Here is a 25,921-nt window from a genome sequence, read left to right on the forward strand (position 1 = left end):
TGGGGTCTGTTGTTTGGATTCGATTCAATCCAAATTGGGGAACGTCGAGTTCAGCTCTTAGTTCTGCTTCCTGGAGCGATACGCCGCGTCGGCAGGTGCGTCTGTACTGGCAGGCGGCGCCGGGATATTGGGATAGCGCCTTTGGATGGATCTGTATACCTCGGAGGGGGACATCTCAGGCCACGCTGGCACCTGAAACATGGCTGGGTCAGGCTCTCGTTGTTCGAGCGAAAGGGTGTCGACCACAGTTCGCGCTTCTCTTCCATCAGTGAGAGTCTGGGTCGCAATCGCTTTCAACTCGAAGCATCCCAACGAGGGGGCCCTCCAAATCTCTCTCTTCTGATGTCCAATCGTCTTGTACGCGTGCAGTGCCTCAACTCCCAGAACTGTTATCCGCTCTGCGCCTTCTTCGAGTCCGCATCTGGGGTCAACAGTGGCAGCAATCTTCTGGGCGATTGCAGCTTGATCCATTTTGTAGGTAGTAATCGATTCTGCCGGTCCGCTTACTGAAATCCTCTTAAGTCCAGGTACATCCAGCAGCAGTCGGTTCTCGGCCGGCTTACCTTCAGGTCCTTGGAAATGTCGGATCTCCACTTGCGAACCGTCGCTCCTCCGGGCGATGGTACTTCGGAAACTGTCTCGAACCTCACCGGTGGGTGAATAAGAGGTCGTTGTTTGATTTGCAACGAGACTCACTAGCTTTGGGGAATGCTGGGCCTCCTGGGCTTGAACCACATAAGATCCGAAGAATGGTCCGCTAAGCCATGCGAGTACGGAACTAGCAGCAACGACCAACAATTTATATTTCATGCTTCTGGTCTCCTCTATTCACCTGATGTTTGAGCTACGTGCATCCAACCCATATGCAATTGGAATACATACCACAATCTGCGAGATACCATGCGCATCGAATCCCAAACCCACCTGCGGGCTGACCCGGGCATCGAACGCAATCTTCAGATCGACAATAGTAACTCCCACATTGGTAGCTATCCAAACACATTGTGTTCTCCGCATTCCCAACACCCAGCATTCAACATTGTGCAAATAGGTTGCTAGACGACAATAAAGCGATTACAAAGATCACCAGAATGTATAGTGTCATTCCACACAAATTGCGCTGTGATACAGTGTGTCGGATTTTCATTGCTGTGTCCTGCCTGGATCATACTCTCACCTTACAGTTTGATCAAGAAAACTTTCCATCTTCTTGAGTTTTACTAGAAGAGACCTCTAATGCTTACCGGCCTGTGGCAAATTCACTGAATCACTTGGTCGGAATGGCGGATATCTTTCCGACATGACACGCCACTGCGCAACACTTCCCAGAACCTACAACACCCTGTTCAGGACTGGTTACGTATCGTGCCCCGGTCGGCCTTGGTGTCGTCTCCGTATACACTGGAGCGCTCCTAGTGGGTCATCGCGTAAAGGATGTAGTTGATGCCAAATCGATAGCTGAGGCTGGTCATCTGCTCTGGATACTCCGGCATGTCGGCGTGTTCCCAGGCATCGCCAATGTCCATGTTGAAGTTGATGGCAACCACCATTCTGCCGGCATCGTCGTACATCGCGCGCCACTTCGGCTCGGTTGGCTGCGGCCGCACCTGCGCCTCGCCCCGGCCTCCGCGGGCCAGATGCCGCAGACCCGGAATGAACACACGCTCCTTGATCTCAAACACCATGTTCATCACGGCGTTGCTGTCTTCGATGTCCTCAATGTTGCGTCCCGGCAACACGCGGGCCATGGTTGCCGCAAAGGCGGTCCAATCCCGATCGCCAAAGAAGTCGTCCACCACCAGGAAGCCGCCGCGCAGCAGATACTTCTGCAGCCGCTCCACTTCCGCATCGCTCAGATCCCACCAGCCCACCTGCGTCGCATAGATCCACGGGTACTCGTAGATGCCGTTGTCGGTCAGGGGCGCATGGCGACAGTCTCCAAGGTCGATACGTGTCATCCGCTGGATACCTTTCGAGAAATGGATCTCGGCCTCGGGCATGTCCTGCATCCACCAACCGCGTCCCCAGGGGCGGCGCACCCAGGGAGCGTCCTTGTACTCCATCCGCAGAAAGTGAAACTCCGCCTTTTCCGGAAAACCGCCGAGACCTGCCACTGCCGGAATCGCGGCGAGCAGAATGAGTCGGCGGAGCAGCTTCATTGCTTAGGGTTTCTTGTCGAGTCCAAATTTCGGATTGTCCTTGCTGCCCGTCACCGCAATGCGCAGGAATGTTCCGACGTCATTCTTCGCGAAGATCGGGTTGAAAGGCTTGAGCGCCCAGCGCTTCCATCCACCGAAAGTATCGCTCATCTTCGCCGCCAGGTTCAAAGAGCCGTGGAAGTCGAGTTCTCCGGGGTCTACCTCATAGCTACCCTTGAGATCCACCAGCGCTCCCGGCACCACAAAAATCACGGGCTCAAAGTGGATCTTGCCGTCGGCCATCCGGTACTGCCCGCGGAAGGTGGCTGGGATGTGATCGATACTGTCGTCGCCCGGTTTGCCCTGGCCGCGCTTGGAGAGTCCGTCGATCTTGTCCTGAATCGCATTCGAGGTGAAGTTCGCTTCTTTGATCTCAAAATGGCCCTTCATCTTGATCTTGTTGATCACCACTTCAGGACCGGGCGGAATGTCAATCGTCGTTTTCAGTTGGATGAATCCATGCAGAAACTGCTTCTGGCCTTTCACGGCCAAACGTAGGACATCCCCTAAATGGCCCTTCGGCATATCGACATCGAGATGGATCTCCCGGCCCGAGATGCCGGTCAATCCGATGACATGACCTCGCGCGGTAAAGGCTGTCTTGCCCAAGACCGCTTGCACTGGCTGCAGATAGGTATCGCCATTGGTGCCGTCCACCAGCGCGCTGTATTTGACATTGAGCGGCACCGGGTTGCCGGACATCGAAAGGCTGAAATTCTGGACCCGGCATTCGCCCTGCGCCCGAATCTCTTCGAGCACGCCTTCAAAGTGTCCGGTAGACTGCAGCATTCCCGCAATCCCCTTGAACACGCCGAGGTCGGCGTTTGCGAACACATAGTCCCCATCGAGCGCCGATTCACGCGGATCTTCGCGATTCCAGGGGCCAAAATGACCTTTGGCCTGGATCTGTCCCGGTGGCTTCGGGTTCGTCATGACCGTCTCATAGACATAGCCCTTGCCCGGCCCGGCAGCGCTAAGCGTCAGCCGGTACAGATCGAACTCGAGGGGTGGCTTATTGGGCTTGGAAGGCAGAATCTGCAGAAAGGTGCCATCGGCAACGATCTTCTCGACTAACACCGGATTCGGATCTGGCTGCTGCGGTGTGGGGTCCCCCTTTGCGACAGGTCTCTCGCCTTTGGGAGGCATCGTGATCCGCAGTCCTTCGAGCTTCACCAGCTTTACGGTACGAGGTCCCTGATACAGGATTTCCAGATTCGCCGAGGCCGTCAGGCGCTTGAAGACAATCATCGGCTCGATGTCGGTGCGCCGTTTGTAGCGGAGTTTGAAGTCCTCTCCATAGGCCGAGATCACCTGCGTGTCGGCGCCATGACGGAGGAGTTCCCAGGGGGATGAGATGGGGATTTTGAAATCGAGCTTGCCCACTTCAACGGAAGAGTCGAAGCGTTTCTCCAGATACTCGATCAGTTGCTGGCGCGCCATGGGTTCCCATTCGCGCTGCAACTTCTTGGCGTAGTAATAAGCTCCGCCAACTCCAAGTGCCAGAACGAGGGCAGTTCCGATCAGCCACTTCTTCATTTCGCCATCCTTCCGTCACCGCGACGGGTCAGTTAGCGGTCGCGGTCAGTCACAATGTCGGCGATGGTTAAAACCGCCTTGCGGTAGGCTGAATCGGGAAAAGTTTCGATGATCTGGCGTGCCCGGCCGGTGAACTGCACGGCTCTTTCCTGGGCACGCTCGACACCACGATACTTTTCGATAATCTCAAGGACACGGGAGAAGGGAACCCTCTCATAACTGCGATCTTTGAGAATCGTCTCAATCGACCGGGTTTCCTCGCGCGTCGTCTCCGTCAGCGCATACAGCAGTGGTAGAGTGACTTTTCCCTCGGCCAGATCGTTACCAACCGGCTTGCCCAGGATCGTCTCCTTCGACGTAAAGTCGAGGATGTCATCAATCATCTGGAAGGCCATGCCCAGGTTCCAGGCAAAGTCGCCAAGCCGCGCGCAATCCTCTTCCGACGCATTGCCGGCCATCGCCCCAAGGCGGCAGCAGGCGCTGAACAGGCTCGCCGTCTTGCGGTCCACCAGCTCCATGTAGTCGGTCTCGGAGATATCGATTTTCCCGAGCCGCTCCATCTGCAAAAACTCACCCTCAACCATCACCTGCGTCAGCCCGATCAGCAGATCGAGAATCGCGAAATTGCGCTGGCGCATCGCGATCTGGAAGGCCTGCATATACAGCCAGTCACCGGCCAGCACGCTCATCTGGTTGCCCCAAAGAGCATTCGCGCTGGGGGCGCCGCGGCGGGTCTTGGCCTCATCGATGACGTCGTCGTGAACGAGCGTCGAGGTATGGATCAACTCGACCACCGCGGCAAGCTGGATCGCCTCGTCCGTGGTCTGAGAACTGCTCTTCACCAGCCGGCTCGAGAGCAACACCAGAATCGGCCGCAAGCGCTTGCCGCCTGCCGAGTGCATGTGGTGCGAAATTGTTTTGATTGCGCTGACAGATCCGACGGTTTCGAGTCCGATGGCGGCTTCTACACGCTTGAGATCGTCCCGCACCAGATCGAGGATCTGCTTCATCGACACTGCCTGTGTCAGGCCCTTGGTCATTGGAATTGCTCCAGTTTCGCCGAGAAGAGACGGCGGAAATTTGTGGTGGTGAGCGTATCCAGTGCCGCCACACTGAGGCCACGCAGGGCAGCCAGCCGCTGGGCGGTTTCAACAACGTAGGCCGGCTCGTTGCGCTTGCCGCGGTGGGGCACCGGCGCCAGATAAGGAGCGTCGGTTTCAAGAAGAAGACGATCGAGTGGCACGGTGCTAGCCGCCTCGCGAACGCGGTCTGCCTTCGGGTAGGTGATCACGCCGCCAAAGCCAAAATGAAAGTTCAGCGCGACGGCTTCTTCCGCCTCTGCTGCTCCTTCGCTGAAGCAATGGAAGATGCCGCCGAGTGTGCTGTCCCAATGCTGGCGCAGGATCTCGACTGTGTCCGCCCAGGCTTCACGCGTATGGATGATGATGGGGAGCTTCAACTCTTTAGCCAATTCCAACTGCTTGATAAAGACCTCGCGCTGCTGGTCGCGCGGCGAAAAATCGTAATGATAGTCGAGGCCGATCTCGCCAATGGCAACACACTTTTGATGCGCGGCCAGGGTGCGAAGATCGGAATAAGTTTCGGCGGCAACGCGGCTGGCGCTGTGGGGATGCACGCCCACGCTTGCGACAAAGCAAGCGTGCTGATCAGCGAGTTGAATCCCGGCATCCAACTGCGGCGGCCCCTCACCCGTGCCAATCGCCAGCATCGTCGTGACGCCCGCGGACAGCGCCCGTTCGATCACCGCTTCCCGATCGGGATCAAACTGCTCGCTGTCCACATGGCAATGGCTGTCGATCACTTCAGACGCGCTCCGACGGGTACCTCTTCGAGAAAGGCTGCCAGCACCGGACTGCCGCCTTCCAGACTGGCCGCAACAATCATGCCCTGGCTCTCGATGCCCTTCAGCTTGCGCGGCGCGAGATTCGCAACAATCACCACCTTGCGATCGATCAGCTTCTCCGGCTGATAGGCCTTCGCGATGCCGGCGACAATCGTACGCGGCCCGCTGGCTTCCCCAATGTCGACCTTCAAGTGCAGCAGCTTGTCGGCGCCCTTCACGGGTTCGGCCGAAAGCACCTTGCCCACCCGTAAATCCACCTTCACAAAGTCGTCGATCGAGATCGTTTCCGCAATCGGCGCGATGGGCGCTTGCGGCGCTTCTTCAGCATGCTTGCCGAGCAGCGCATTCTGCCGCGCGAGTTCTTCGACTTCCAGTTCCTTCATGCGGTCGATGGCGACCTTCGCGTCCAAGCGCGGAAAGATCGGTGCGATCTCGCCAATCGGATGCCCCGCCGGCGTATGCCCCCAAACCAGCGGCCCCGCCAGATTCAATTGCACCTGGATGCGTTCGGCGCTCTCAGGGATCACCGGAGCGGCCAGCAGGTTGATCAATCGCAGGCTTTCAAAGAGCTTGTACAGCACTTCATCGAGCCGCGCCTGCGCTTCGGGCGAAGAATCCTTGGCCAGCTTCCAAGGTGCGTTTTCGACAATATACTTGTCCAGATCGCCGATCCAGCGCCAGATCGATTCGAGCGCCTTGTGGAATTCGAAGTTCTCATACTGCGCCATCACAGTCGCCACCGTGCTGTCATCGCCGTCTACCGGCGCGGGCACTTTGCCGTCGCGATACTGCTTGATCATCGACAGCGTACGGCTCACCAGATTGCCTAGGCCATTGGCGAGATCGGAATTGTAGCGGGCCACCAGCGCGTCGTAGCTGAAGCTGCCATCGGCGCCAAAGGGAATCTCGCGCAGCAGGAAGTAACGCAGCGCGTCGATGCCCATTACCTTCTGGATCGGTGTTGCGCGCACGATGTTGCCCCGGCTCTTGGACATCTTGTTGTCTTCAAACAGCAGCCAGCCGTGCGAGAAGATCTTCTTCGGCAAGGGCCAACCGGCGGCCAGCAGGAAGGCAGGCCAGTAGATCGCATGGAAGCGCACGATCTCTTTCGACATCAGGTGCAGGTCGGCGGGCCACAAATCCTGCCCCTCCACCGCGGACCAGTAAGTCATCAGCGCATCGAACCAGACATAGAACACATGCCCCGGATACTTTGGCACCGGAATGCCCCACTTGATGCTCGTTCGGCTGATCGACAGATCCTGCAGCTTCTCGTTCTTCAAGAAGGACAGGATCTCATTGCGCCGCGCCTCGGGTTGCAGGAATTCCGGATTCTGTTCATGCAGCGCGATGATCTGATCCTGAAACGCAGACAGCTTGAAGAACAGATTCTCTTCGGTCAGTAACTCGAGCGGCTGGCCTGTTTCAGGATCCACATCGCCGGGCTTCGCATCGGGAACAAAGGCTTCATTGACCACTGAGTAATAGCCGGTGTAACTGCCCCTGTAGATATGTCCGTTCTGCTCGCAGGCATCAAACAGCTTGACCACCGCGGCGGCATGTTGCGGCGAAGTGGTGCGCTGGAATTTGTCATACTTCAGCCCGAGCTCATCCCAACTGCGCTGGAACTCAGCGGAGATCAGATCGGTATACTCCTGCGGCGACTTGCCAATCTTGGTTGCGGCGCGCTCGATCTTCTGGCCATGCTCATCGGTGCCGGTGACCAGATACGCCTCGACGCCCTGCATCGCCTTCACGCGCTTGATCGTGTCCGCAACAATAGTCGTAAAGGTATGGCCGATATGCGGCGCTGCGTTGACGTAATAAATCGGGGTCGTTAAGTAGTATTTGCTCATTAGGCTTTCGTCTTGAGATAAGCGAAGTTCGCCGCGGAAATCACGTCCTTGAGTGGGACATTCTTCGTACGCGCGAGGTTCTGGCAGTCATCAAACTCCGGAGCGAACCCGGAGCCGCTCACCTTGATCCGCACCGGGCCATAGGGAGTCTTCACTTCTGTAAATTCGCGGGGCAGGGTACGGCGCTCTGCTGTCGTGATGCGCAGGCCCAGCGTTGTCGTTTCGCGCAGGATCAGGCTTGCCAGCGCGTCCTTGTCCTCGATCTTCGCAACCACGCTCAGAATGTGGCCCGGGCGATTCTTCTTCATCAGCACCGGCGTCAAGGTGACGTCCAGCGCTCCGGCCAGAAACAGCGCATCCATCGTGTAGCCGAGCACCTGCGGCGAGGAGTCATCGATGTTCGCTTCGATCACCAGGACAGACTGCGCCTCGGTCTTTTCGACACGGTCTCCAATCGTAATGCGCAGAACATTCGCGCGATTTGCAAAGTCCTTCGTGCCGGCGCCATAGCCCAGCGAGTTGATGTTCACCGAAGGCATCGGGCCATAGCCCTTGGCCAGTGCGGCAAGAATGGCGGCCCCAGTCGGCGTGGTGAGTTCAACGGCAGGGCCATCGACATAGACCGGCTTGTCCTTCAACAGCAATGCCGTCGCAGGTGCGGGCACCGGCAACACACCATGCGCGGCCGTTACCGTTCCCGAGCCGACATTGATTGCCGAGCTATATACCTCGTCCACCTTCAACAGATGCAGGCCGTAGCAGGCGCCGACAATGTCGGCGATGGAATCCACCGCGCCCACTTCATGGAAGTGCACTTGCTCGATCGGCATGCCGTGCACCTTCGCCTCGGCCTCGCCCAGCACCTGAAAGACGCGGCTGGCCGATGCCTTCACCGGCGCTGGAATCTTCGCCTTGTCGATCAGCTCGAGAATCTGGCTGAGTCCGCGATGCGAGTGATCGTGTGTCTGCTCATGCGTGTGGTCATGGGGATGATCATGATCGTGGTGGTGGTGATGATGGCCCTGTTCGTCGGCCGGCAGGTCTCCAATCAGCACTTGAAATTTCGTTGCCGTAATGCCGTAGCGGATCGTCTTCTCCGCCTTGTATTTCGCGCCCAGGCCGAGGTGTTCCAGTCCATGGATCAGTTTGTGGGCGTCCGCCCCCGCATCGATCAACGCGCCAACCGTCATGTCTCCGCTCACGCCGGAAAAGGCATCGAAATAGGCTACTCGCATGTTTTAGGTCTCTGTTTCCTATTATCCTCTGGACTGATGCAGATGGTAGTCGAGGACCGGGAAAAGGGGCTTTCGTTGAAGCGATTTCTGCCCGCGCGCCTGCCTGCCTTCACTTCGATGTACTTGGCGAAGTGTGTATTGGCGGGGCAGTGCCGGGTGAATGGCGAGGTGCGGTCCTGGGGTTTCCGGGTACGCCCGGGGGAAATCGTCGAGATGGAGCTTGACCCCGATGCGGCAACGGGCCGCACGCCGGAAAACATTCCGCTTGAGATTCTTTTTGAGGACGCAGAGATGCTCGCGGTGCACAAGCCGGCCGGGATGCTGGTGCATCCGACGAAGCACGTGAAGTCCGGTACCCTCGCGAACGCGCTTGCCTACTACCTGCCCGAGCGCTTCTGGTTCCCACATCGTCTCGATCGCGACACGAGTGGTGTTCTATTGGTGGCCAAGACCGCCCGGACCCTCTCGATGCTGGTGCGCGCCTGGCAACGCGGCGAAGTGAAAAAGACCTATCTGGCGCTGGTGGAAGGATGGGTCCGTGAAGAGCAAAGGACGATCGACGCCCCGATCAGTCGCGATGGCAACGCGAAGCCGGAGTGGGGCGTGCGTCCTGATGGAAAGCCCGCCCTATCCCAATTGCGAGTATTGCGCCGCCTCAACAGCGGGCGGACGCTGGTTGAGCTAGAACCCGTCACTGGCCGAACGAATCAGCTCCGCATCCACTGCGCCCACATCGGCCATCCCATCGTCGGCGATGTCCTCTACGGGCAGGGGAGCGACCAGCGGCTGTACCTGCACGCTCTGCGCCTGGAGAGCAGCCCGCGCGGCCCTTACGATGCCGGCAGCATGGACCCCGCTCTTGCCAAGAGCAGTGATGTGGCCCATCTTGCGGCCGGGACGCGCCTCGTCTTTTCCATAGAGGTGCAAGCGGATTTCGGGGAACTGGAGTAGCGCGGCCCAGTCGGGCGGATTGGGCTGCCAGAGATCGCCCAGCAGATTCGCCATTGCTGCCGGTGCATGGAAGCGCGGATCGCCCAGCGGCAATCCACAAATCGCCCGCAGTTGCTGCTCAAACTGGCTGGTGGTCGCGGCATCGATCGTCAGATGTCCGGAATTGTGCGGCCGCGGTGCAATCTCGTTGACGATCACCGTGCCATCGCTCTTCAGAAACAGCTCGACGCAGGCGACGCCAACGATGTTCAGCTTCTCGAAAATTCCCCGCGTGATCGCGAGCGCATCCTTTGCCGACTTTGCCGTGACGACAGCGGGCGCCGTTGTCAGATCGAGAATGTGGTTCTGATGGGAGTTCTCAAACACCCCATAGTCCACAAAATGGCCGTCCAGCCCGCGCGCCGCCACGACAGAAAGCTCCCGCTCAAAGGGCACAAAGGCTTCGAGCACGCAGGGCTGCCGCTCTAATTGATCCCAGGCCGCGCGCAGTTCGTCGTCGCTCGCAACCTTGATCTGCCCCTTGCCGTCATAGCCAAAGCCGGCGGTCTTGAGAATCGCTGGATAGCTGCAGCCGCTCGGCAACTCGCTCGTGATCTCGACAAAGCCGGTAACCGGAAAACCATTCGCTCGCAGAAAGTTCTTCTCACGCAGCCGATGCTGCGTGGTGGCCAGCACCTCGGCGCCCGGGCGTAGCGGCACGATCGATTCGGTGGCGAGAGCCGCTGCAGCCGGCACGTTCTCAAACTCGAGTGTGACGACATCCACCTTCTTTGCGAACTTGCGGATCGCGCTCAGGTCGTCATAGCTGGCAACGATTTCCAGATCGGCAATCTGACCGGCTGGCGTATTTGCATCCGGAGACAAGACCACGATCTTGTAGCCCATCTGGCGTGCGGCAATCGCCAGCATCCGGCCCAGTTGGCCGCTGCCTAAAATTCCAATCGTCGAGCCGGGCAGAATCGGCTTCATGGCAATGTTTCCCGGCGGACTTTGGCGGTCTGTTCGCTGCGAAAGGTACGCAATTTTGCGCGCAATTCCGCATCATGATTGGCAAGGATCGCCACCGCCAACAGGGCAGCGTTGATCGCACCGGCACGCCCGATGGCGAGGGTGCCCACAGGAATGCCACCTGGCATCTGAACAATGGAATACAACGAATCGATTCCCTTCATCACTTGCGATTCCACCGGCACGCCCAGCACTGGGATGAGCGTCTGAGCGGCCACCATGCCGGGCAAGTGGGCGGCCCCACCTGCTCCGGCAATGATGACTTCAATTCCTCGTTCCTCAGCCTCGCGTGCATAGGCCGTCATGAAGTCAGGAGTGCGATGCGCACTCACAATCCGGCATTCATGCGGCACTCCGAAAAAGGTCAGCATTTCGTCGCTGTGCCTCATGGTTTCCCAATCGGACTTCGAACCCATGATGACGCCGACCAAGGGCGGGGCCGTAGACATGGAGGACTACTGGCCCTGGCTCAGCGAATAACCACGCTGGCCGTCGAAGTAGAACAGACCCTCGGTCTTGATGATCGAGAAGCCGGCCTCGACGAACTTGGCATAAAGCGCGGCGGTGTCCTGCTGGGTCAACTCGCCCACTTTGCCTTCAAAGCGGCAGCGCCACTGGTCGGCAACGGCGGCTTCGGTTGAGCCAATCGGGTAGACCTTGGTGCCGCGGCTGGAGATCAGCACAAACTTCAGCTTGTCGGTGCTGAGCTTTTCCACCTGCGGTCCGAGTTCGCTTGCATTGCCTTTGGTCCAGTTGATGAAGATGTCGATGCCGGCGGTTTCGGTTTTGCCGACGGTGGGGATGGCCGGCTCCTTCAGCTTCGGCAGTTCCTTATATTCTACGGGCTTCAGCAACTGCGGCAGCTTGCCGACGTTGGCAACGACAGCATCGGCAAATTCCTTGGTGCCAACCTTCGTCTTCGACACGCCTTCCTTGAAGATGTCGTAGGTGTGCGTGCCGTCCTCGAGCGTCTTCAGCCAGGCATTGTGCACGCGTTGCGCAACGTCGGGCTGGCCGATGTGCGCGAGCATCATGACGCCGCCCAGCAGCAGGCCGGAGGGGTTTGCGAGATTCTGACCAGCGCGGCGCGGCGCGGAGCCATGGATCGCCTCAAACATCGCATACTTCATGCCGATGTTCGACGAACCGGCCAGGCCCACTGAGCCGGCAATCTGCGCAGCAACGTCGGACAGGATGTCGCCATAGAGGTTCGGCATCACGATCACGTCAAAGACGCCGGGCGTATCGGCAAGCTTCGCCGCACCGATGTCGACGATCCAATGTTCCTTCTCAATTTCGGGATACTCGGCGCCGAGCTCATCGAAGATCTTATGGAACAAGCCATCGGAGATCTTCATGATGTTGTCTTTGGTGAAGCAGGTGACCTTCTTGCGGCCATTCGCCTTAGCGTACTCAAACGCGTAGCGAACGATACGCTCGGTACCCCGGCGGCTGATCAGCTTGATCGATTCGGTGACGTCGGCAGACAACTGGTATTCAATGCCGGCATACAGATCTTCTTCGTTCTCGCGGACAATGACGACGTCCATGCCCTGGTGCTTGGTCTGCACAAAGGGATGGTAGGCGACGCAAGGACGGACATTTGCATAAAGGCCCAGCATCTTTCGCGTGGTCACGTTCAGGCTCTTGAAGCCGCCACCCTGCGGGGTGGTGATCGGAGCCTTCAGAAACACCTTCGTGCGCAGCAGGCTGTCGATCGAAGACTGATCGATGCCCGTTGAGTTTCCGCGGAGATAAACCTTCTCGCCGATCTCAATGGTTTCGATGTCGAGTTGTGCGCCCGCTGCCTCCAGGATGTGCAACGTCGCGGCCATGATTTCAGGGCCAATTCCGTCGCCATGGGCGACTGTAATCGGAGTTTTTGCCATATATTTTTGAGCTAAACATTCAGCGTACTATAGACGTCCCGATTGTGGCCGCCGGGACAGGACTGCGAGGGGCTAACCGAGGAAGTCAAAGAGGCTGGTGCGGGGACGCTGGGCGCGAATTTGCAGCGCGGATTGTTGATTGAACTCGGCCTGCTGCATATCGAGAATCGACTGCGTATAGTCGGCGCTCTCTAAGCGGTTGAGTTGTGTGTTCAGCCGGAGGTCTGCCGCGCCGGTAGCTGCTGTCGCATCATAGACGCGGCTCTGCGCCGTGCCATAGAAACTAAGTTCATCGGAGACGTGATGGAATGCCGCCTCTATCGATTGCATGGAGGTTTTGACCGCACTGACATCGCGCGCATCGAGCGCGGCCTTCAACTGTTGGAGTGCGGCAAACGCACTCTTCGAGATACCGTTTGAATCTGTGGTCTGGTTATCGAAGATCGCATCGCCAGAATGAGCAATGTCGAAAGGACTGCCACCGGGATAGAGACTTTGGCGTGTACTGGCAGAACCGGCATAGGCCGTGACGGCGCCGAGGTTCGGATCAAAATCAAAGGGCTGTACCGTATCGCTGTTGCCGGAAAAAACATAGCGGCCTTCCACCGCTAAGTTTGAAATATTGAGGAGTTGCTGGGTGAGATCGGAGGCCTGCAGCGACAGGGAGGTCCAGGTGGATTCTGAATTGAAATCGGATTGCGCCTGCCCTGCGAGGACGCGAGCACTCTCAAGTGTCTTGACTGCCGAGGAAAGAGCCCCTTCTGCGGCATCGACTTCCGCCTTCGTACGCCCTAGGTTGTTCTTGAGCTGTGCATTCGCTGCCAGTTCCGACCGTGTGCTCAACAGCGGACTGATGCCATCCGGCTCATCGGCGGCGGAGAAGATTCTCTTCCCGCTGGTTACTTGGCGTTGAGCGCGATCCATCCGCGCTTGGATTTGGTTGAGGCCACGAAGGAACCGGAGATCGCTGGGGGAAAGAGAATTGGTCATGGAAGAGGCCTCTAATTGAAGATATTGAGAATGGTCTGGGTCATCTCGTTGATGGTCTTAAACAACTGCGCGGAAGCCTGGTAAGACCGCTGGTACTGGATCAGCAGGCTCGCCTCTTCATCAAGGGAAACTCCCTGGACACTGGCCCGTAGTTCCTTGGCCTGGAGCAATAAGTCTCCTTGGACCTGGGAGGCGCCCTGGGCGTTGGATAAGTCGCGGCCCACACGTCCGGCGACGGTGCCATAGTACTGCTGGAAGGTCTGATCCTGGATGAAGCGGCCCTGCGCGAGTTGCGTCAACGCAATGGCATTCGCATTGCCTCCGGGCTGGTTTGCGCCAGCCAGCGCCAACTGGTCTGTGCTCAGTGCATTCACTTGGAAGGTGTAGGCCGCGCCCAGCCCGCTTTGATAGGAGAAGAGGTCCTGTGTCGGCGCGTTGCCGTTCTGATCGATCCCCTGCGCCAGCGTCTGATTCACCTGGTCCGCAAACTGGCTGGCCAGCGTATCGAGATCAGAGAGATAAGACGGAAGCTTATTGTTATAGACATCCACCAATGCCGCAACTTTTCCGCCATGGAGCAGATTCGTAATCTCGCCGCCATCGGAATCCACAATCCGCGCCTGATCATTCACCACATCGGTTGAGAGTTCATAGCGCCGATTGCCAATCACTAGTAAGGATTGCCCGCCGAGATAGACGCTCATGCTCCCGTCCGGCGCTTCAATAGCCTGGAAATCCACCAGCTTGGAGAGTTCCTCGAGCGAGGCGTAAAGCTTGGCGTCGGTGCCCGGATCGGTCCCACCGTCCACGCCGTTCCGGCGTGACACGTTGAGCTCCTGGATGGTGGCCGCAATGGCATTGATCTGATCGACGGTGGAGCGGATGCTGTTCTGCGTGTTGCCCCGTTCTGCCTGGAGCTGGCTGGCCGTCGTCTGGAAGCTGGTGGCGACGTCGCCTGCCCGGTCGAGAACCACCTGACGGCTGGAGGCATCGTTCGGCGCAACGGTCAACTGGGAAATCGAGTTCAGAAAATTGTTGATCGCAGACGGAATGCCCGCGCCATCTGTCACCGGAAACAGCGTGGCAATAGAGCTGAGACTCGCCTCCCGCTGGTCCTGAAAGCCGGCCTCGCTGTTGCGCCGCTGGACATTCGCCTCGCTGTAGCGGTCGCGATAGTTGGTCAACGGGGCAGGGGAGACGCCCCCGATGATGCTTCTGGCCGGATCGAAACGATCGGCGATAAAATCCTGCCGCTGCTTTGCGTACCCGGGCGTGTTGATATTGACGACATTGCTTTGGGTGGTTGCGAGCGCGCGCTCAAAGGCCCGCATGGCGGCGGCTGTCGAGGACAAGGAACCAAACAAATTTCCCATGCTACGCCCTTAGCCTTCCACCTGGAGCCGGGAGCCCGGACGCGGCCCGGCGCTCGCCCAGTCGCCTTCCATCCCATAGGCGGCTGCCTCCCAGGATCCATGCTGAATCGATTCCCCGGCCAATCCACCATAGAAGTTCGCCGCTTGCCGGTACAACGCATAGACGCGCTCCCACAAAACAAGAAGCGGCAGGATCTCCTCCTCGGATTCCGGGCACCGCGCTTCTTCCCGCAGCAGATCTTCCCGCAACTGGATCCAACCCTGCGAGACAGCCTCCAGAGCTGCCCCGGCCGTGGCCAGCGAAAAGCTGCCTGGGGTTTCCTGCAGCAGTTGTTTGAGTTGTTCTAGTTGCGTTTGGAGTCTCATCCGCTCCGGAATTGGCATGGCATCCTCCTCGGACGTGTTCTCCCTAGCCGTTCTTGGTCAGCAGATTCTCCACCAGGCTGGAGGCAATCTCTGCGGGATCGGGCTGATACTGCCCTGTCGCCACTTCCGATTGCAACTGCTGCAGATACGCCTCGCGCTCCGCGCTTCCACTCTGCAACTGGTTGATTTTACTGGACAAGCTCGACAATTGGACTTCATCGCCGCGCTCGGAACCCCGGATCGATTGTCCCGTGCCTGTTGAGATCTTGATCGGATCGAGCTGCGCAGTTTTACCCGCGGCGCCAGCAGAGCCGGACTGCCCCACCGCTGGGTTCTGATTGGGATCATTTACGCGCATGTGTATAGTCTCGTCAAATCTCTCATCGGATGGAATCCGGCAAGTATGAGAAAAATTTCGTTCTTTGTGAAATTTACAATCTCCCCTAAACTTTTCAACATCCGCTCTCGTAGATTGGATAGTAAAGGTGCTCCACCCATTGATGACCATTCGTATGAGCTTCGGCTTTCTCTGCCTGGCAACGGCTAGCTTTGCTGCTCCCAAGCCCACCTTCTATCAAGATGTGCAACCAGTACTGGAAAAGAACTGTGTCAGTTGCCACCGCCCAGGTGAGGCGGCTCCGATGAGCTTCCTCAGCTACAAGGAAGTGCGCCCCTATGCCGCGGCCATCAAAATGAGCGTTTCGCAGAAACGCATGCCCCCCTGGAATGCCGATCCGCAAGTGGGCCACTTTGCCAACGATCGCTCGTTGTCCGCCGCTGAAGTCCAGACTCTTCTCGATTGGGTCTCCACCGGTGCCGCTGAAGGCAATCCCAAGGATGCCCGTCCCCTCAAGCGTGATTTCGCTACCGGCTGGAGCATCGGCAAGCCCGATCTTGTCATCGAGATGGCAGACTACTTCCCGCTCCCGGCCAAGGGCACCATCGATTACCACTACCTGGTGCTGCCTACGAATTTCAAAACCGACATGTGGGTGAGCGCCGCCGAGGCACGCCCCGAGAACCGTGCGGTCAATCACCACATCATTGCCTTTGTCCGGGAACCGGGCAGCAAATGGCTGAGTGAAGCGGTGCCTGGCCTTCCTTTTGTGCCGTCCAAGCGTGGGGGCGGCGACGGGGCGATGGATTTTCTCGTTGGCTATGCTCCCGGCACCATCCCTGTCCAGATGAAGCCCGGACAGGCCAAGCTGATCAAGGCCGGCAGCGATATCGTCTTCCAACTGCACTGGACCGCCAATGGCACCGAGACCAAGGACAAGGTCAAGCTGGGGCTGATTTTCTCGAAGCAGCAGCCCACCGAACGGGTAATCACCCTATCGGCAACCAACTCCCGCTTTGAGATCCCGGCCGGTGCGGACAACCATCAGATCGATTCGAAAATGACCCTTTATGAGGACACCACGCTCGAATCCCTGTTCCCGCATATGCACTTGCGGGGCAAAGCGTTCTCGATGCGCGTCGTACTTCCCAATGGCGAAACCCGGCAGTTGCTCCATGTCCCCCATTACGATTTCAACTGGCAACTCGGCTACAACCTGGCCGAACCGCTGAAGCTCCCCAAGGGCAGCCGTGTTGAGGCGAGCGGCTGGTTCGACAATTCGCCGAACAATAAGAACAATCCCGATCCCACCAAGGTCGTCAAGTGGGGCGAACAGAGTTGGGAAGAAATGATGATTGGCTTCTTTGACGTGAGCTTTCCGGTGGACACCAAGGTCGAGAATATTGTCCGTCCGAAGAAAGCGAATCCAACTCCCTCCAGTGCAGGGGCCCAAGATTAAATCTCGGATCTCAGTGCTGGGGCTCATGGCCGTCGTGTGGGTTTCCTCCATTCCCGCCGACGGCCATGATGTTGTGACGACCAAGCTCACCTGGTCGAAGGAAGTCTCGCGCGTGATCTACCGGCGCTGTGCCGGCTGCCATGTCGAGGGCGGCAAGGCCTTCTCACTGGTGCAATATGAGGAAGCGCGTCCGTGGGCCAAGGCGATTCAAGAGACGGTGCTCCGCAGGCAAATGCCCCCCTGGAACGCGGTGAAAGGCTTTGGCGACTTCCGGAACGACGCCGGGCTCAGCCAGGAGGAAATTCATACGATCGCCGATTGGGTGGAGGGGGGCTCCCCCGAAGGCGATCCCGCTCTACTTCCCCCGCTGCTACGCGCCCCGAAGCCCTCGCCGCTCCCCAAAGGTCCCCGCATCACGCTGCGCGGCAGCCTCCGCATCCGCGTGCCACTCCGTCTGGCCGCCATTGAAATTGGCCAGGTTGCTGAAGGAACCAGCTTCAAATTTGTCGCCGAAACCCCGGCCGGCGAACGGATTCCGCTCCTCTGGATCGATTCCTTCTCCGCCAAGGCTCCTCGCGACTATGTGCTGCGCACACCGTTGCCACTCCCGGCAGGAACTCGCCTGATCGCTTACCCCGCTGCGGGCGTTACACTTTCCCTCATAGGCTCTTAACCGCAACATTAAACGGAATCGTGTTCACCACACCGGCCCGCTGGAATTGGGCCCAGACCCGGTATGCACCCGGTCTCGGAAAAATCACATTGAACTGGATCAGCTTCGCATCGGCGGGCGGATTCGCCAATCCTCCATCGACCAGAAACGGATGGGTGTGGATCAGATCGATCAGGTCGGCGCTCGCCACCAACATATGTCCCATCGCTCCAAGAAAGGCTTCGAAGTTTTCGCGTGGAGTGACGCGGTAATAAAGCAGCGTCTTCTCGCCTGCCATTGGCTGCGCGGGGCCCAGCCGCAGGCTTGCTTCCAGATTTTCGCCCTGCTTCGGGACCGTCACATCGGAGTGGAGCGTGGGAGCGGCCAGCGTTCCCCCAGGAAGCAGAATGGTCTTCGAGATCAACTGCGGCGTGCCGTGTGTCGGGAAGAAATCGAGCAGCAACCGCCACATGCCACCGCTCGCAAACACCCACTCAAACTCGAAGCTGCCTGGTCCTGCCGGGCGCGGGTGTTCATGCGCAAAGTGTGACAGGTCTTCTGAGATCAGAAACAGATGCAAGATCTGTTCATGAATCAATTCGAGTTCTGGTACGGGCTGGCCGGTCTTCGGGTCGCGAATCGTAAAGCGCAGCAGCACTCGTTCGCCCACCTGCGGCCGTTTGGGGGTGCATTGGAGTTCTACCGGATACTCGATCGGCTCGGGCAACCCGGCCACCAGCTTCATGCCGCAACGCGGGCAACGTCCCGGACCCTTCTGCCGGATGTCGGCATCCATCGGGCAGAGAAACTCCACCGGCTGGTCTTGTGCGAACAGCGACAAGCCCAGGGCTCCTGCACAGAATGCTCGTCTTCCGGTCATCTTAATTCGGTGGCTCGAAGGGCCAGACTTTGGTATTGTTCGATCCTCCATCGACGGCAATCACCTGTCCGGTGATATAGGCTGCCCCTGGAGCGGCAAGAAAGGTGGCCAGCGGCGCGATGTCCTCAGGAATGCCGGTTCGCGGAATGCTCTGCGTATGGTTCAGCCAATGCTTCATTGTCTCGGCCTCCCACATCTGGCGGTTCAAGTCGGTGATGATGAAGCCTGGTGCGATGCAGTTCACTGTAATGTTGTGACGTCCCCACTCGGCGGCAAGACTACGAGTCAATCCAGCCAGGGCGCTTTTTGTCATTGAGTAGATCGTGATGTAAGGCAGGCCGCTCGTGCTTGTCAGGCTGCCGATATGGATGATCCGGCCGCCTTGGCCGCGCTCGACCATGCGCGCTCCTACTTTCTGGGTGAGCCGCACCAGCCCATGCAGATTGGTCTGGAAGATCTTCTCGTATTCCTCTGGCGAATAGGTCTCGAAGCGCTTGCGGATATTTGTCCCACTTACGTTGACGAGGATGTCAAAATCGCCCCTGGCGGCGGCTGCATCGATCGAGTCATCCTTCTCCATGTCGAGAAATTGTGTGGAAGCCAGAAACCCTTGTGCGCGCAGGGCGGCCGCTTCCGTCTCGAGCGCCTCGGTCGAGCGTGCGGCCAACACCGTATCCGCTCCATTAGCGGCAAAACTCTTCGCAATCGCAAGGCCAATGCCCCGGCTGGCGCCGGCAATCAAGGCACGCTTGCCGCTCAGAGAGAAGGCTGCTGCCGAAGTCATGATTTTCGGATCTGGGAACACACTTCAAGTTTATGCCGAGCCTTGCGGCATACGATGGTTGGACATGCGTAACTACAAAATTGCCTCCATCGCGGGGGACGGAATTGGCCTAGAGGTGATGCCCGCGGCTCGCCGCATTCTCGACGCCGTTGCTCGGAAGCACGGCTTTGTGCTCACTTATACAGACCTTCCCTGGTCGAGTCAGTATTACTTTGACCACGGCCGCATGATGCCTGCCGGTGCGATCGATACGCTGCGTGGCTTTGATGCCATCTTCCTCGGGGCCGTGGGGCACCCGGACCTGCCCGATCACATCACCTTGAACGGCTTGTTGCTGCCCATTCGCCGCGCCTTTGACCAGTATGCGAACATCCGCCCTGCGGTTCTTTTTGAAGGGGTCGACTCGCCGCTGAAGGGCAAAGCTCCCGGCTCCATCGACATGATGGTGGTTCGTGAAAACACCGAAGGGGAGTATGCGCAGGTGGGTGGATTTGTCCACCACGCGCATCCAGGCGAAGTCGCCATCCAGACTTCGGTCTTCACTCGCATGGGCTGCGAGCGGATCATTCGCTTTGCCTTCGAACTGGCGCGCAAGCGCAATGGACGCCGCCTGGTGACATCCATCACAAAATCGAATGCGCAGGGCTTCTCGATGGTGCTTTGGGATCGATGCTTTGCGACGGTGCGGGAGCAGTATCCGGAGATCGAAACCGAAAGTCTCCTGGTTGATGCCGCGGCCATGAACTTCGTGCGCCGCCCGGAGAGTTTCGACGTCGTGGTGGCCTCCAATCTCTTTGGCGATATTCTGAGCGACATCTCGGCGATCGTCTCCGGTTCGATTGGCTTGGCTGCGAGCGCCAATCTCGATCCCGAGCGCCGCTATCCCTCCATGTTTGAACCCGTCCACGGTTCGGCTCCCGACATCGCCGGGAGAGGAATCGCCAATCCGCTGGCGATGATCCTGTCTGGGGCGATGATGCTCGATCATCTGGGCGAGGCCGCGGCTGGGGCGGCTGTCACCCATGCTGTGCGTCAGGTCCTGTCTGCAGGGCAGTTTCTCCCGGGCGACTTAGGCGGGCGGGCTGGAACCGCTGAGATCGCAGAAGCAGTTGCTTCTTTTCTCTCCTAGCGATTTCTTCTCAATTCCAAGCTTCATTCGCCGAAGAGCCTTCTAGAAGAGGTGATCACTAGCGATGGCAATGGATGTGTTGATCGTGGATGATTCTGCAGCGATCCGCAAAATTTTGCAGAGAGTGCTGCGGCAGACGGAGATGCCGATCGGCAATATCATCGAGGCGGGCGATGGCTTGGAGGCCCTCGCCATGCTGGAGAAGCAATCTGTGGGCTTGATTCTTTCTGACATCAATATGCCCAACATGGATGGGCTGGAGATGCTCGGCAAGATCAAGGCAAACGACAGCTACAAGATGGTCCCGGTCATTATGATCACAACGGAGGGCAACCAGAACAAAGTGATGGAAGCTGTGAATCTGGGGGCTGCCGGCTATGTGCGCAAGCCTTTTACCACCGAACAGATTAAAGAGAAATTGACGGGCCTCGTCTAGCTGCTCGTTGCCTGAGGAAAATCAAATGACACCAAGCATGACTAGTGCTACGCCGACACGGGAGGAGATTGTCTCCTGGGTTCATCAGGCCACCAGCGACGTGTTCCAAATGATGTTGGGCATGGAGGCTTCGGCCGCAGAACACTTCATTGAGGAACCTGGCAAAGGTCTCACGATGGGCGTCATCGGGATCATCGGCCTGGTTGGGGAATGGACTGGCACGGCGGTGGTCAGTTGCAGTTCGCCGCTGGCCTGTAAGATTGCCAACACGCTCTTTATGCAGGAGTATTCCAGCGTGACCGATGAAGTGCTCGACGCGGTTGCAGAGATGACCAACATGATCATTGGCAATCTTAAAAACAGCCTGGAAGAGCGTTTTGGACAGATGGGACTTTCGATTCCGGCAGTGGTCTTTGGCCGCAACTTTGCGACGCGCCGCAGTGGCAAAGAGAGCTGGTACGTGATCAAGTTTCAAGTGGACGGCGAACGTTTCGACGTCCAGCTCTGCCTGACTCCGACGCAGACGGGTGCTGCGGCCAATACCGGGATCCCGAGAATTATGACGCTCTCCTAGCAAGAGCCACGGAGCCGCTTACCACGCTAAGGTTTCTTCCAGATGGAAGAAGGCGCCGGTTGGTCCGTCGCTGCCAATTGTGGCGAGGCGGACCGATGTCTTCGCTCCTTCTCCCACTTCGAGCGGTGCTTCTGCGCCCCCAAGGTCCGTCTTCACCCAACCGGGGTGCACGGAGTTCACCTTGATCGGCGTATCGCGGAGCTCATAGGCCAAGGTCGCAGTCAGCATATTTAAGGCGGCCTTGGACCCGTTGTAGCTAAAGCTGCGCCAATTCCCGAGCGGTGCATCGAAGTTCGCATTCAAGGTGAGACTGCCAAGAATGCTCGAAACATTGACGATTCGTCCCTGCTCACTTTTGCGAAGCAGCGGTAACAGGGCCTGTGTCAGTTCGAGCAGGGCAAACACATTCACGTCAAAAACGTGGCGCACGGTGGCCAAGGCCTCATGGCTTGGCGGTACACCCAGGTTCCCGGCAATCCCGGCATTGTTTACCAGCACGTCGAGTTTGCCGAATTTTTCTTCGATCCACTTGGCCGCAGCCGCGAAGGTGGCGGGTTGATCCATATCGATATGCAGATACTGTGCTCCATGACCCACTTCTGCCGCCGCTGCCTTGCCTTCCGCTTCTTTTCGCGCGCCCACAATGACGGTATAGCCCAGCGCCGCCAATTGTTTCGCTGTTTCAAGACCAATGCCTTTGTTCGCGCCCGTGATCAGGGCAAGCTTCTGTGTGCTCATGGATTGTCGGATGCAGAACAAAGCGAATGCGATTCGCGAATTCAAGTGTGGCTCGTCTCTGTCCAACACGGATCAGAGGAGCTCAAAATTCCCGCTGGGCGCTCCTGGGAATGGAGCATCGGAGGCGCACATCGCCGTCCGGAGATGATAAAATAAAAGAACGCCAGCGTAGCTCAGTTGGTAGAGCGGCAGTTTTGTAAACTGCGGGTCGCAGGTTCGACTCCTGTCGCTGGCTCCAGAAATAATAAAGCACCGATTTTCATCGGTGCTTTATCGTTTTGAATCTGAATGCGCTGCGCTAGCGAATCCTCTCCGTCACTGTTACCGCATTCGACAGCCGAAATGGAATTTTGGTCTCGACATCGATCTGCGCAGCTTTTCCGCGAGTCGCCAGCACCACACCTGTGCCCGCGCCCGCGCCGCTGGCGCCGCCAATCGCTGCACCCTTGCCGCCGCCGGCAATCGCGCCAATCGCCGCGCCGATTCCCGTCATGACGCCCACCTTCACCGCATCGCTCTTCTTGCTGCTCTCCGCCATGCGTTCCCAAGGATCGGTCCGCAACTCGATCTTTTGGCCATCACTTAATTGAATTCTGGTCAGTGCAATCGTCATGCGGGCGACACCCTTCACCCGGCCGCTGCGATCCAGCTCGACGATCTTTCCATCCACCTTCGCCCCACGTTCGGCCAACACCAGATCATTCACCACCAGCGGGGTGTCCAACACAGCGGTAAACGTATCGCCCGCAACATTCTTCTCGCTGTTCAACGTCGAATTGATCCGCACGCCAATACTCGTCCCTACCGGAATCGTCACGGTTTCGGGAACCCGGGCCGCTTTTGTCGCCATCGGATCTGGCCGTAGTATTTCCGGCGGGTGATTCTCATTGCGAACCCCCTCGCTCGGGGTATTGGGCTGCGGATTGGAATTCGAGAACGGCGGCAGCATCACACCCGGATTGCTCGTGTCGTTTTGTGCGGTCTTGACCGGTTCGGCCACTTTACCAGGGCGCACCTCAACCGGAGCCGGTTTGGGCAAGGTCACGCTCCGGCGTGCTGCTTCTACGGGCCGTGGTTTCACCGGTTCCATGGTGGCGGCAATGTCAGCGGCATTGCCACTTGAACCCGCGACATCGCGCTCGACGATCTTTGCTTGCGTCGACGCCTGGGTCTCGGGGGACACTGGTACTTTGGTCTCTCCACGCCCAGTTAAGAAGACCGCAAGGACCCCCGCCAGAGCGGCGCCGCCAACAAAAGCCAACAAGATCTTCGGGTTCATAAGTCTCCTGACGTAATTTTGATCGATGGCGTTTCTCGCTGCCACGTTAACAAACCCCGCATAATAGAGAAAGATGCGCTCCTTCCCGCCCAATTTCGCAATTGGGAATACCCTCATCAGTCCCGCTACCGTACTGGCACCCATGGTGGGCGTCACCGACACGGTGTTCCGCCGCTTGATCCGCTCGCAGGGAGGCTGCGGACTCATCATGACAGAATTTACATCAAGTCACGGTGTTGTCAAAAGTTTTCGGAGAGGAAAACCCTCCAAGACCGAAAAACGGTATCTCTGTTTTGAACCAGAAGAACATCCGATTTCCTCGCAACTGTTCGGGTCCGATCCGGCGATCATGGCCGATGCGGCGCGCCATTGCGAAGATCTGGGCTTTAACTTTGTCGACATCAACTTTGGCTGCCCGGTCAAGAAGGTGGTCCGTTGCAATGGTGGGTCGGGCTGTCTGCGGGATCTGCCTCTGGTCGCAAACATCCTCAAGACCGTCAAGGCCGCTATTAACATTCCTCTCACCATGAAGTACCGCGCAGGTTGGAATGACCATGAACTCGTTCATGTCGAGATTGCAAAGATGGCTGAGGATCTTGGTGTCGCTGCGATTGCTCTCCATCCCCGTACCCGGGAACAGGGCTACGCAGGCAAAGCCGACTGGACACGCATCGCGGAAGCGAAGGCTGCCGTCAAGATTCCCGTCATTGGCAATGGCGACGTCATCACGCCCGAAGACGCGATGCGCATGGTGCAGGAAACCAATTGCGATGCGGTCATGATTGGCCGCGCCGCCAGCTACAACCCTTGGATTTTCCGCCAGATTGGTGAATTTCTCGCAACCGGAAGCTATTGGCAACCTACCCAGCAGGATCGCTATGCGATCATGAAACGCTATTTCACGATGCTTGAAGAAACGCAATGGCCGGAAGCGGCCGGCAAGATGAAACAGTTCACCAGCTACTTTACGCACGGGGTCCGCAATGGTGCCCACTTGCGTGCCGGAATCTATCAAAAAACTGAACCTCGCGACATCATTGACGCGGTGGATCGCTTCTTTGAACACGATTTGAATTCGGTCGACGCAGCAGCATGAAGGTAGTGGAATTGATTACCGACGGGGCTTGCTCAGGCAACCCCGGTCCGGGCGGCTGGGCTGCCGTTCTGCGCTTTGGCGCACACAAGAAAGAGATCTACGGCGCTGAGCCGCAGACCACCAACAACCGGATGGAATTGCGCGCGGCAGTGGAAGGTCTCAAGCTGCTCAAGGAACCCTGCACCGTCACCATCACCACGGATAGCGAATATGTCCGTAAGGGCATCACCGAGTGGATCCACGGCTGGAAGCGCAACAACTGGCGCACCAAGGACAAGAAGCCGGTCAAGAATCAGGATCTTTGGGAAGCGCTCGACTTCCAGGTCAGCCGTCACAAGGCGGAATGGAAATGGGTGAAGGGCCATGCCGATCATCCCGACAATAACCGTTGCGATGAACTCGCCGTCTTTGCTTCCAAGACGCAATCGAACTCCCCCCTATGACCCGTGTGCTTGCTTTTGAATCCCGCCGTGCCAACGAGATTGCGATCCTGTTTCGCAATCTCGGCTGGGAGCCTACGGTCGTTCCCGTGTTCTCCGAAGCACCCCAGGACGATCCGAAAGAAGCGCTCCAGTTTGCCGCCGATTTATTCGCTGGCCGCTATGAGCAGGTTATTTTTCTGACGGGTGTCGGCATCCGCCATCTCCTCAAAACTCTCGCCCCGCATTATCCGCAGGAGGCGATTCTCGCTGCGCTGCAAAAGATCGTGACGGTGCCCCGTGGCCCCAAGCCTTCGGTGGTCCTGCGTGAGTTCGGAATCACCCCTTCCATCCTCATTCGCGAGCCGGCAACTTGGCGCGAGATTCTCGCCACACTGCAAAACGAACCCAAACGCAGCACGGCTGTGATCGAGTATGGCCGCAGCGATACCCGGCTACTTGCCGGACTCACGGAACTGGGCATCCCGCACCAATCGGTCGCGGTCTATCACTATGAGTTCCCGTCTGACCTCAGCCCGGTGCGCGACACGCTGCAGGCGCTCGCCGGGTCTGAATTCGACATTGTTGTTTTCACCTCAAGCGTGCAATACCAGTTTCTGGTGGCGGCCGCAGAGACGCTCAGCGTTGGCGAAGGATGGAAACAGGGATTGCGGGGCTCCTATGTTGCCTCCATCGGTCCCACAATGACAGAAACGCTGGAGGCCGACGGGATCCCCGTTGCCTTCACTCCATCCGCATCGAAGATGGGCATTCTGGCGCACGAACTCTCCAAGGTCTACGTCGCAAAAGCGAAGAGTCTCTAGTCTCCTGAGTCCTAAGTGGCTGGCATAATATAACCGCTTGTTCTATGG

The 25,921-nt window shown here is 58.1% G+C and carries 26 protein-coding genes, 1 tRNA gene and 1 pseudogene; 10 read left to right on the forward strand and 18 right to left on the reverse strand.

Translation table 11 applies throughout. From position 1 onward, the window contains the following. Positions 1 to 57 precede the first annotated feature (57 nt). The 7 genes from M017_RS30260 to larC form a co-directional block, all read right to left on the reverse strand. Positions 58 to 810 carry a hypothetical protein gene (locus tag M017_RS30260; protein WP_031498694.1) on the reverse strand — a complete coding sequence of 251 codons (753 nt, stop codon included), beginning with the start codon at positions 808 to 810 and terminating at the stop codon, positions 58 to 60. A gap of 602 nt (positions 811 to 1,412) precedes the next feature. After that, entirely contained in the window at positions 1,413 to 2,159 is a 747-nt protein-coding gene (locus tag M017_RS0114030) for a DUF4159 domain-containing protein (protein WP_031498695.1), read from the reverse strand. A gap of 3 nt (positions 2,160 to 2,162) precedes the next feature. After that, positions 2,163 to 3,734: a hypothetical protein gene (locus tag M017_RS0114035; RefSeq protein WP_031498696.1), complete on the reverse strand. Its 1,572-nt coding sequence runs from the start codon at positions 3,732 to 3,734 to the stop codon at positions 2,163 to 2,165. A 32-nt stretch (positions 3,735 to 3,766) separates the two neighbouring features. Beyond that, complete coding sequence (locus M017_RS0114040; RefSeq protein WP_031498698.1) at positions 3,767 to 4,774, reverse strand: polyprenyl synthetase family protein; 1,008 nt, start codon at positions 4,772 to 4,774, stop codon at positions 3,767 to 3,769. After that, positions 4,771 to 5,556, reverse strand: coding sequence for a TatD family hydrolase (locus tag M017_RS0114045; RefSeq protein WP_031498699.1), 786 nt, complete (start codon positions 5,554 to 5,556; stop codon positions 4,771 to 4,773). Before M017_RS0114045 ends, M017_RS0114040 begins: the two co-directional genes overlap by 4 nt. Beyond that, a complete protein-coding gene (gene metG / locus M017_RS0114050) occupies positions 5,553 to 7,454 on the reverse strand; it encodes a methionine--tRNA ligase (RefSeq protein ID WP_031498700.1) in 1,902 nt (633 codons plus the stop codon). The genes M017_RS0114045 and metG overlap by 4 nt, the downstream gene beginning before the upstream one ends. Then, positions 7,454 to 8,689, reverse strand: coding sequence for a nickel pincer cofactor biosynthesis protein LarC (larC, locus tag M017_RS0114055; RefSeq protein ID WP_031498701.1), 1,236 nt, complete (start codon positions 8,687 to 8,689; stop codon positions 7,454 to 7,456). The genes metG and larC overlap by 1 nt, the downstream gene beginning before the upstream one ends. A gap of 117 nt (positions 8,690 to 8,806) precedes the next feature. Here larC and M017_RS30265 point away from each other — a divergent pair. After that, positions 8,807 to 9,412, forward strand: a pseudogene (locus M017_RS30265) (RluA family pseudouridine synthase); the annotation flags it as partial. On the opposite strand, the gene M017_RS0114065 reads toward M017_RS30265, so the two are convergent. From M017_RS0114065 to flgM, 7 genes are all read right to left on the reverse strand, one after another. Then, complete coding sequence (locus M017_RS0114065; RefSeq protein WP_080507753.1) at positions 9,371 to 10,609, reverse strand: 5-(carboxyamino)imidazole ribonucleotide synthase; 1,239 nt, start codon at positions 10,607 to 10,609, stop codon at positions 9,371 to 9,373. The pseudogene M017_RS30265 and the gene M017_RS0114065 overlap by 42 nt on opposite strands. Beyond that, positions 10,606 to 11,097: a 5-(carboxyamino)imidazole ribonucleotide mutase gene (gene purE, locus M017_RS0114070; protein WP_031498706.1), complete on the reverse strand. Its 492-nt coding sequence runs from the start codon at positions 11,095 to 11,097 to the stop codon at positions 10,606 to 10,608. The genes M017_RS0114065 and purE overlap by 4 nt, the downstream gene beginning before the upstream one ends. Positions 11,098 to 11,103: 6 nt before the next feature. Then, the gene (locus M017_RS0114075; protein ID WP_031498707.1) at positions 11,104 to 12,537 is read right to left on the reverse strand and encodes an NADP-dependent isocitrate dehydrogenase; all 1,434 of its coding nucleotides are present in this window, start codon (positions 12,535 to 12,537) and stop codon (positions 11,104 to 11,106) included. Positions 12,538 to 12,609: 72 nt separating this feature from the next. After that, positions 12,610 to 13,527, reverse strand: coding sequence for a flagellin N-terminal helical domain-containing protein (locus tag M017_RS0114080; RefSeq protein ID WP_031498708.1), 918 nt, complete (start codon positions 13,525 to 13,527; stop codon positions 12,610 to 12,612). Between the two features lie 11 nt (positions 13,528 to 13,538). Continuing rightward, on the reverse strand, positions 13,539 to 14,900 hold the full coding sequence (gene flgK, locus M017_RS0114085) for a flagellar hook-associated protein FlgK (protein ID WP_031498709.1): 1,362 nt from the start codon (positions 14,898 to 14,900) through the stop codon (positions 13,539 to 13,541). A 9-nt stretch (positions 14,901 to 14,909) separates the two neighbouring features. Further along, a complete protein-coding gene (locus M017_RS0114090) occupies positions 14,910 to 15,284 on the reverse strand; it encodes a hypothetical protein (RefSeq protein WP_031498711.1) in 375 nt (124 codons plus the stop codon). Positions 15,285 to 15,309: 25 nt separating this feature from the next. Next, positions 15,310 to 15,624, reverse strand: coding sequence for a flagellar biosynthesis anti-sigma factor FlgM (gene flgM, locus M017_RS0114095; RefSeq protein ID WP_031498713.1), 315 nt, complete (start codon positions 15,622 to 15,624; stop codon positions 15,310 to 15,312). 142 nt (positions 15,625 to 15,766) lie between these two features. Between flgM and M017_RS0114100 the strand changes: the two genes are divergently transcribed. Then, positions 15,767 to 17,062, forward strand: a complete 1,296-nt coding sequence (locus M017_RS0114100) for a c-type cytochrome (RefSeq protein WP_238325893.1) — start codon at positions 15,767 to 15,769, stop codon at positions 17,060 to 17,062. A gap of 25 nt (positions 17,063 to 17,087) precedes the next feature. Next, on the forward strand, positions 17,088 to 17,735 hold the full coding sequence (locus M017_RS0114105; protein WP_155121410.1) for a c-type cytochrome: 648 nt from the start codon (positions 17,088 to 17,090) through the stop codon (positions 17,733 to 17,735). Here M017_RS0114105 and M017_RS0114110 read toward each other — a convergent pair. Further along, positions 17,722 to 18,594 carry a heavy metal-binding domain-containing protein gene (locus M017_RS0114110; RefSeq protein WP_155121411.1) on the reverse strand — a complete coding sequence of 291 codons (873 nt, stop codon included), beginning with the start codon at positions 18,592 to 18,594 and terminating at the stop codon, positions 17,722 to 17,724. The genes M017_RS0114105 and M017_RS0114110 overlap by 14 nt on opposite strands. Position 18,595: 1 nt before the next feature. Further along, entirely contained in the window at positions 18,596 to 19,378 is a 783-nt protein-coding gene (locus M017_RS0114115; RefSeq protein ID WP_031498719.1) for an SDR family NAD(P)-dependent oxidoreductase, read from the reverse strand. Positions 19,379 to 19,442: 64 nt separating this feature from the next. Between M017_RS0114115 and M017_RS0114120 the strand changes: the two genes are divergently transcribed. From M017_RS0114120 to M017_RS26660, 3 genes are all read left to right on the forward strand, one after another. After that, the gene (locus M017_RS0114120; RefSeq protein WP_031498720.1) at positions 19,443 to 20,507 is read left to right on the forward strand and encodes a tartrate dehydrogenase; all 1,065 of its coding nucleotides are present in this window, start codon (positions 19,443 to 19,445) and stop codon (positions 20,505 to 20,507) included. A gap of 64 nt (positions 20,508 to 20,571) precedes the next feature. Further along, the gene (locus tag M017_RS0114125) at positions 20,572 to 20,943 is read left to right on the forward strand and encodes a response regulator (protein WP_031498722.1); all 372 of its coding nucleotides are present in this window, start codon (positions 20,572 to 20,574) and stop codon (positions 20,941 to 20,943) included. Between the two features lie 37 nt (positions 20,944 to 20,980). Next, on the forward strand, positions 20,981 to 21,517 hold the full coding sequence (locus M017_RS26660) for a chemotaxis protein CheX (protein ID WP_035957804.1): 537 nt from the start codon (positions 20,981 to 20,983) through the stop codon (positions 21,515 to 21,517). 18 nt (positions 21,518 to 21,535) lie between these two features. Here M017_RS26660 and M017_RS0114135 read toward each other — a convergent pair whose 3' ends face one another. Continuing rightward, on the reverse strand, positions 21,536 to 22,255 hold the full coding sequence (locus M017_RS0114135; protein WP_031498724.1) for an SDR family oxidoreductase: 720 nt from the start codon (positions 22,253 to 22,255) through the stop codon (positions 21,536 to 21,538). A 162-nt stretch (positions 22,256 to 22,417) separates the two neighbouring features. Between M017_RS0114135 and M017_RS0114140 the strand changes: the two genes are divergently transcribed. Beyond that, positions 22,418 to 22,493, forward strand: a tRNA-Thr gene (locus tag M017_RS0114140). Between the two features lie 60 nt (positions 22,494 to 22,553). On the opposite strand, the gene M017_RS0114145 is transcribed toward M017_RS0114140, so the two are convergent. Beyond that, positions 22,554 to 23,534 (reverse strand): hypothetical protein, encoded by a 981-nt coding sequence (locus M017_RS0114145; RefSeq protein WP_031498725.1) that lies wholly within the window; start codon positions 23,532 to 23,534, stop codon positions 22,554 to 22,556. Between the two features lie 73 nt (positions 23,535 to 23,607). Between M017_RS0114145 and dusB the strand changes: the two genes are divergently transcribed. From dusB to M017_RS0114160, 3 genes are read left to right on the forward strand one after another with little or no spacing between them, the layout of a single operon-like run. Continuing rightward, entirely contained in the window at positions 23,608 to 24,630 is a 1,023-nt protein-coding gene (gene dusB, locus M017_RS0114150) for a tRNA dihydrouridine synthase DusB (protein WP_051670077.1), read from the forward strand. Beyond that, a complete protein-coding gene (gene rnhA, locus M017_RS0114155; RefSeq protein WP_031498728.1) occupies positions 24,627 to 25,073 on the forward strand; it encodes a ribonuclease HI in 447 nt (148 codons plus the stop codon). Before dusB ends, rnhA begins: the two co-directional genes overlap by 4 nt. Next, complete coding sequence (locus tag M017_RS0114160; RefSeq protein WP_031498729.1) at positions 25,070 to 25,873, forward strand: uroporphyrinogen-III synthase; 804 nt, start codon at positions 25,070 to 25,072, stop codon at positions 25,871 to 25,873. The genes rnhA and M017_RS0114160 overlap by 4 nt, the downstream gene beginning before the upstream one ends. Positions 25,874 to 25,921 lie beyond the last annotated feature (48 nt).

This window comes from Bryobacter aggregatus MPL3 (assembly GCF_000702445.1).
Classification (GTDB): Bacteria; Acidobacteriota; Terriglobia; order Bryobacterales; family Bryobacteraceae; genus Bryobacter; species Bryobacter aggregatus.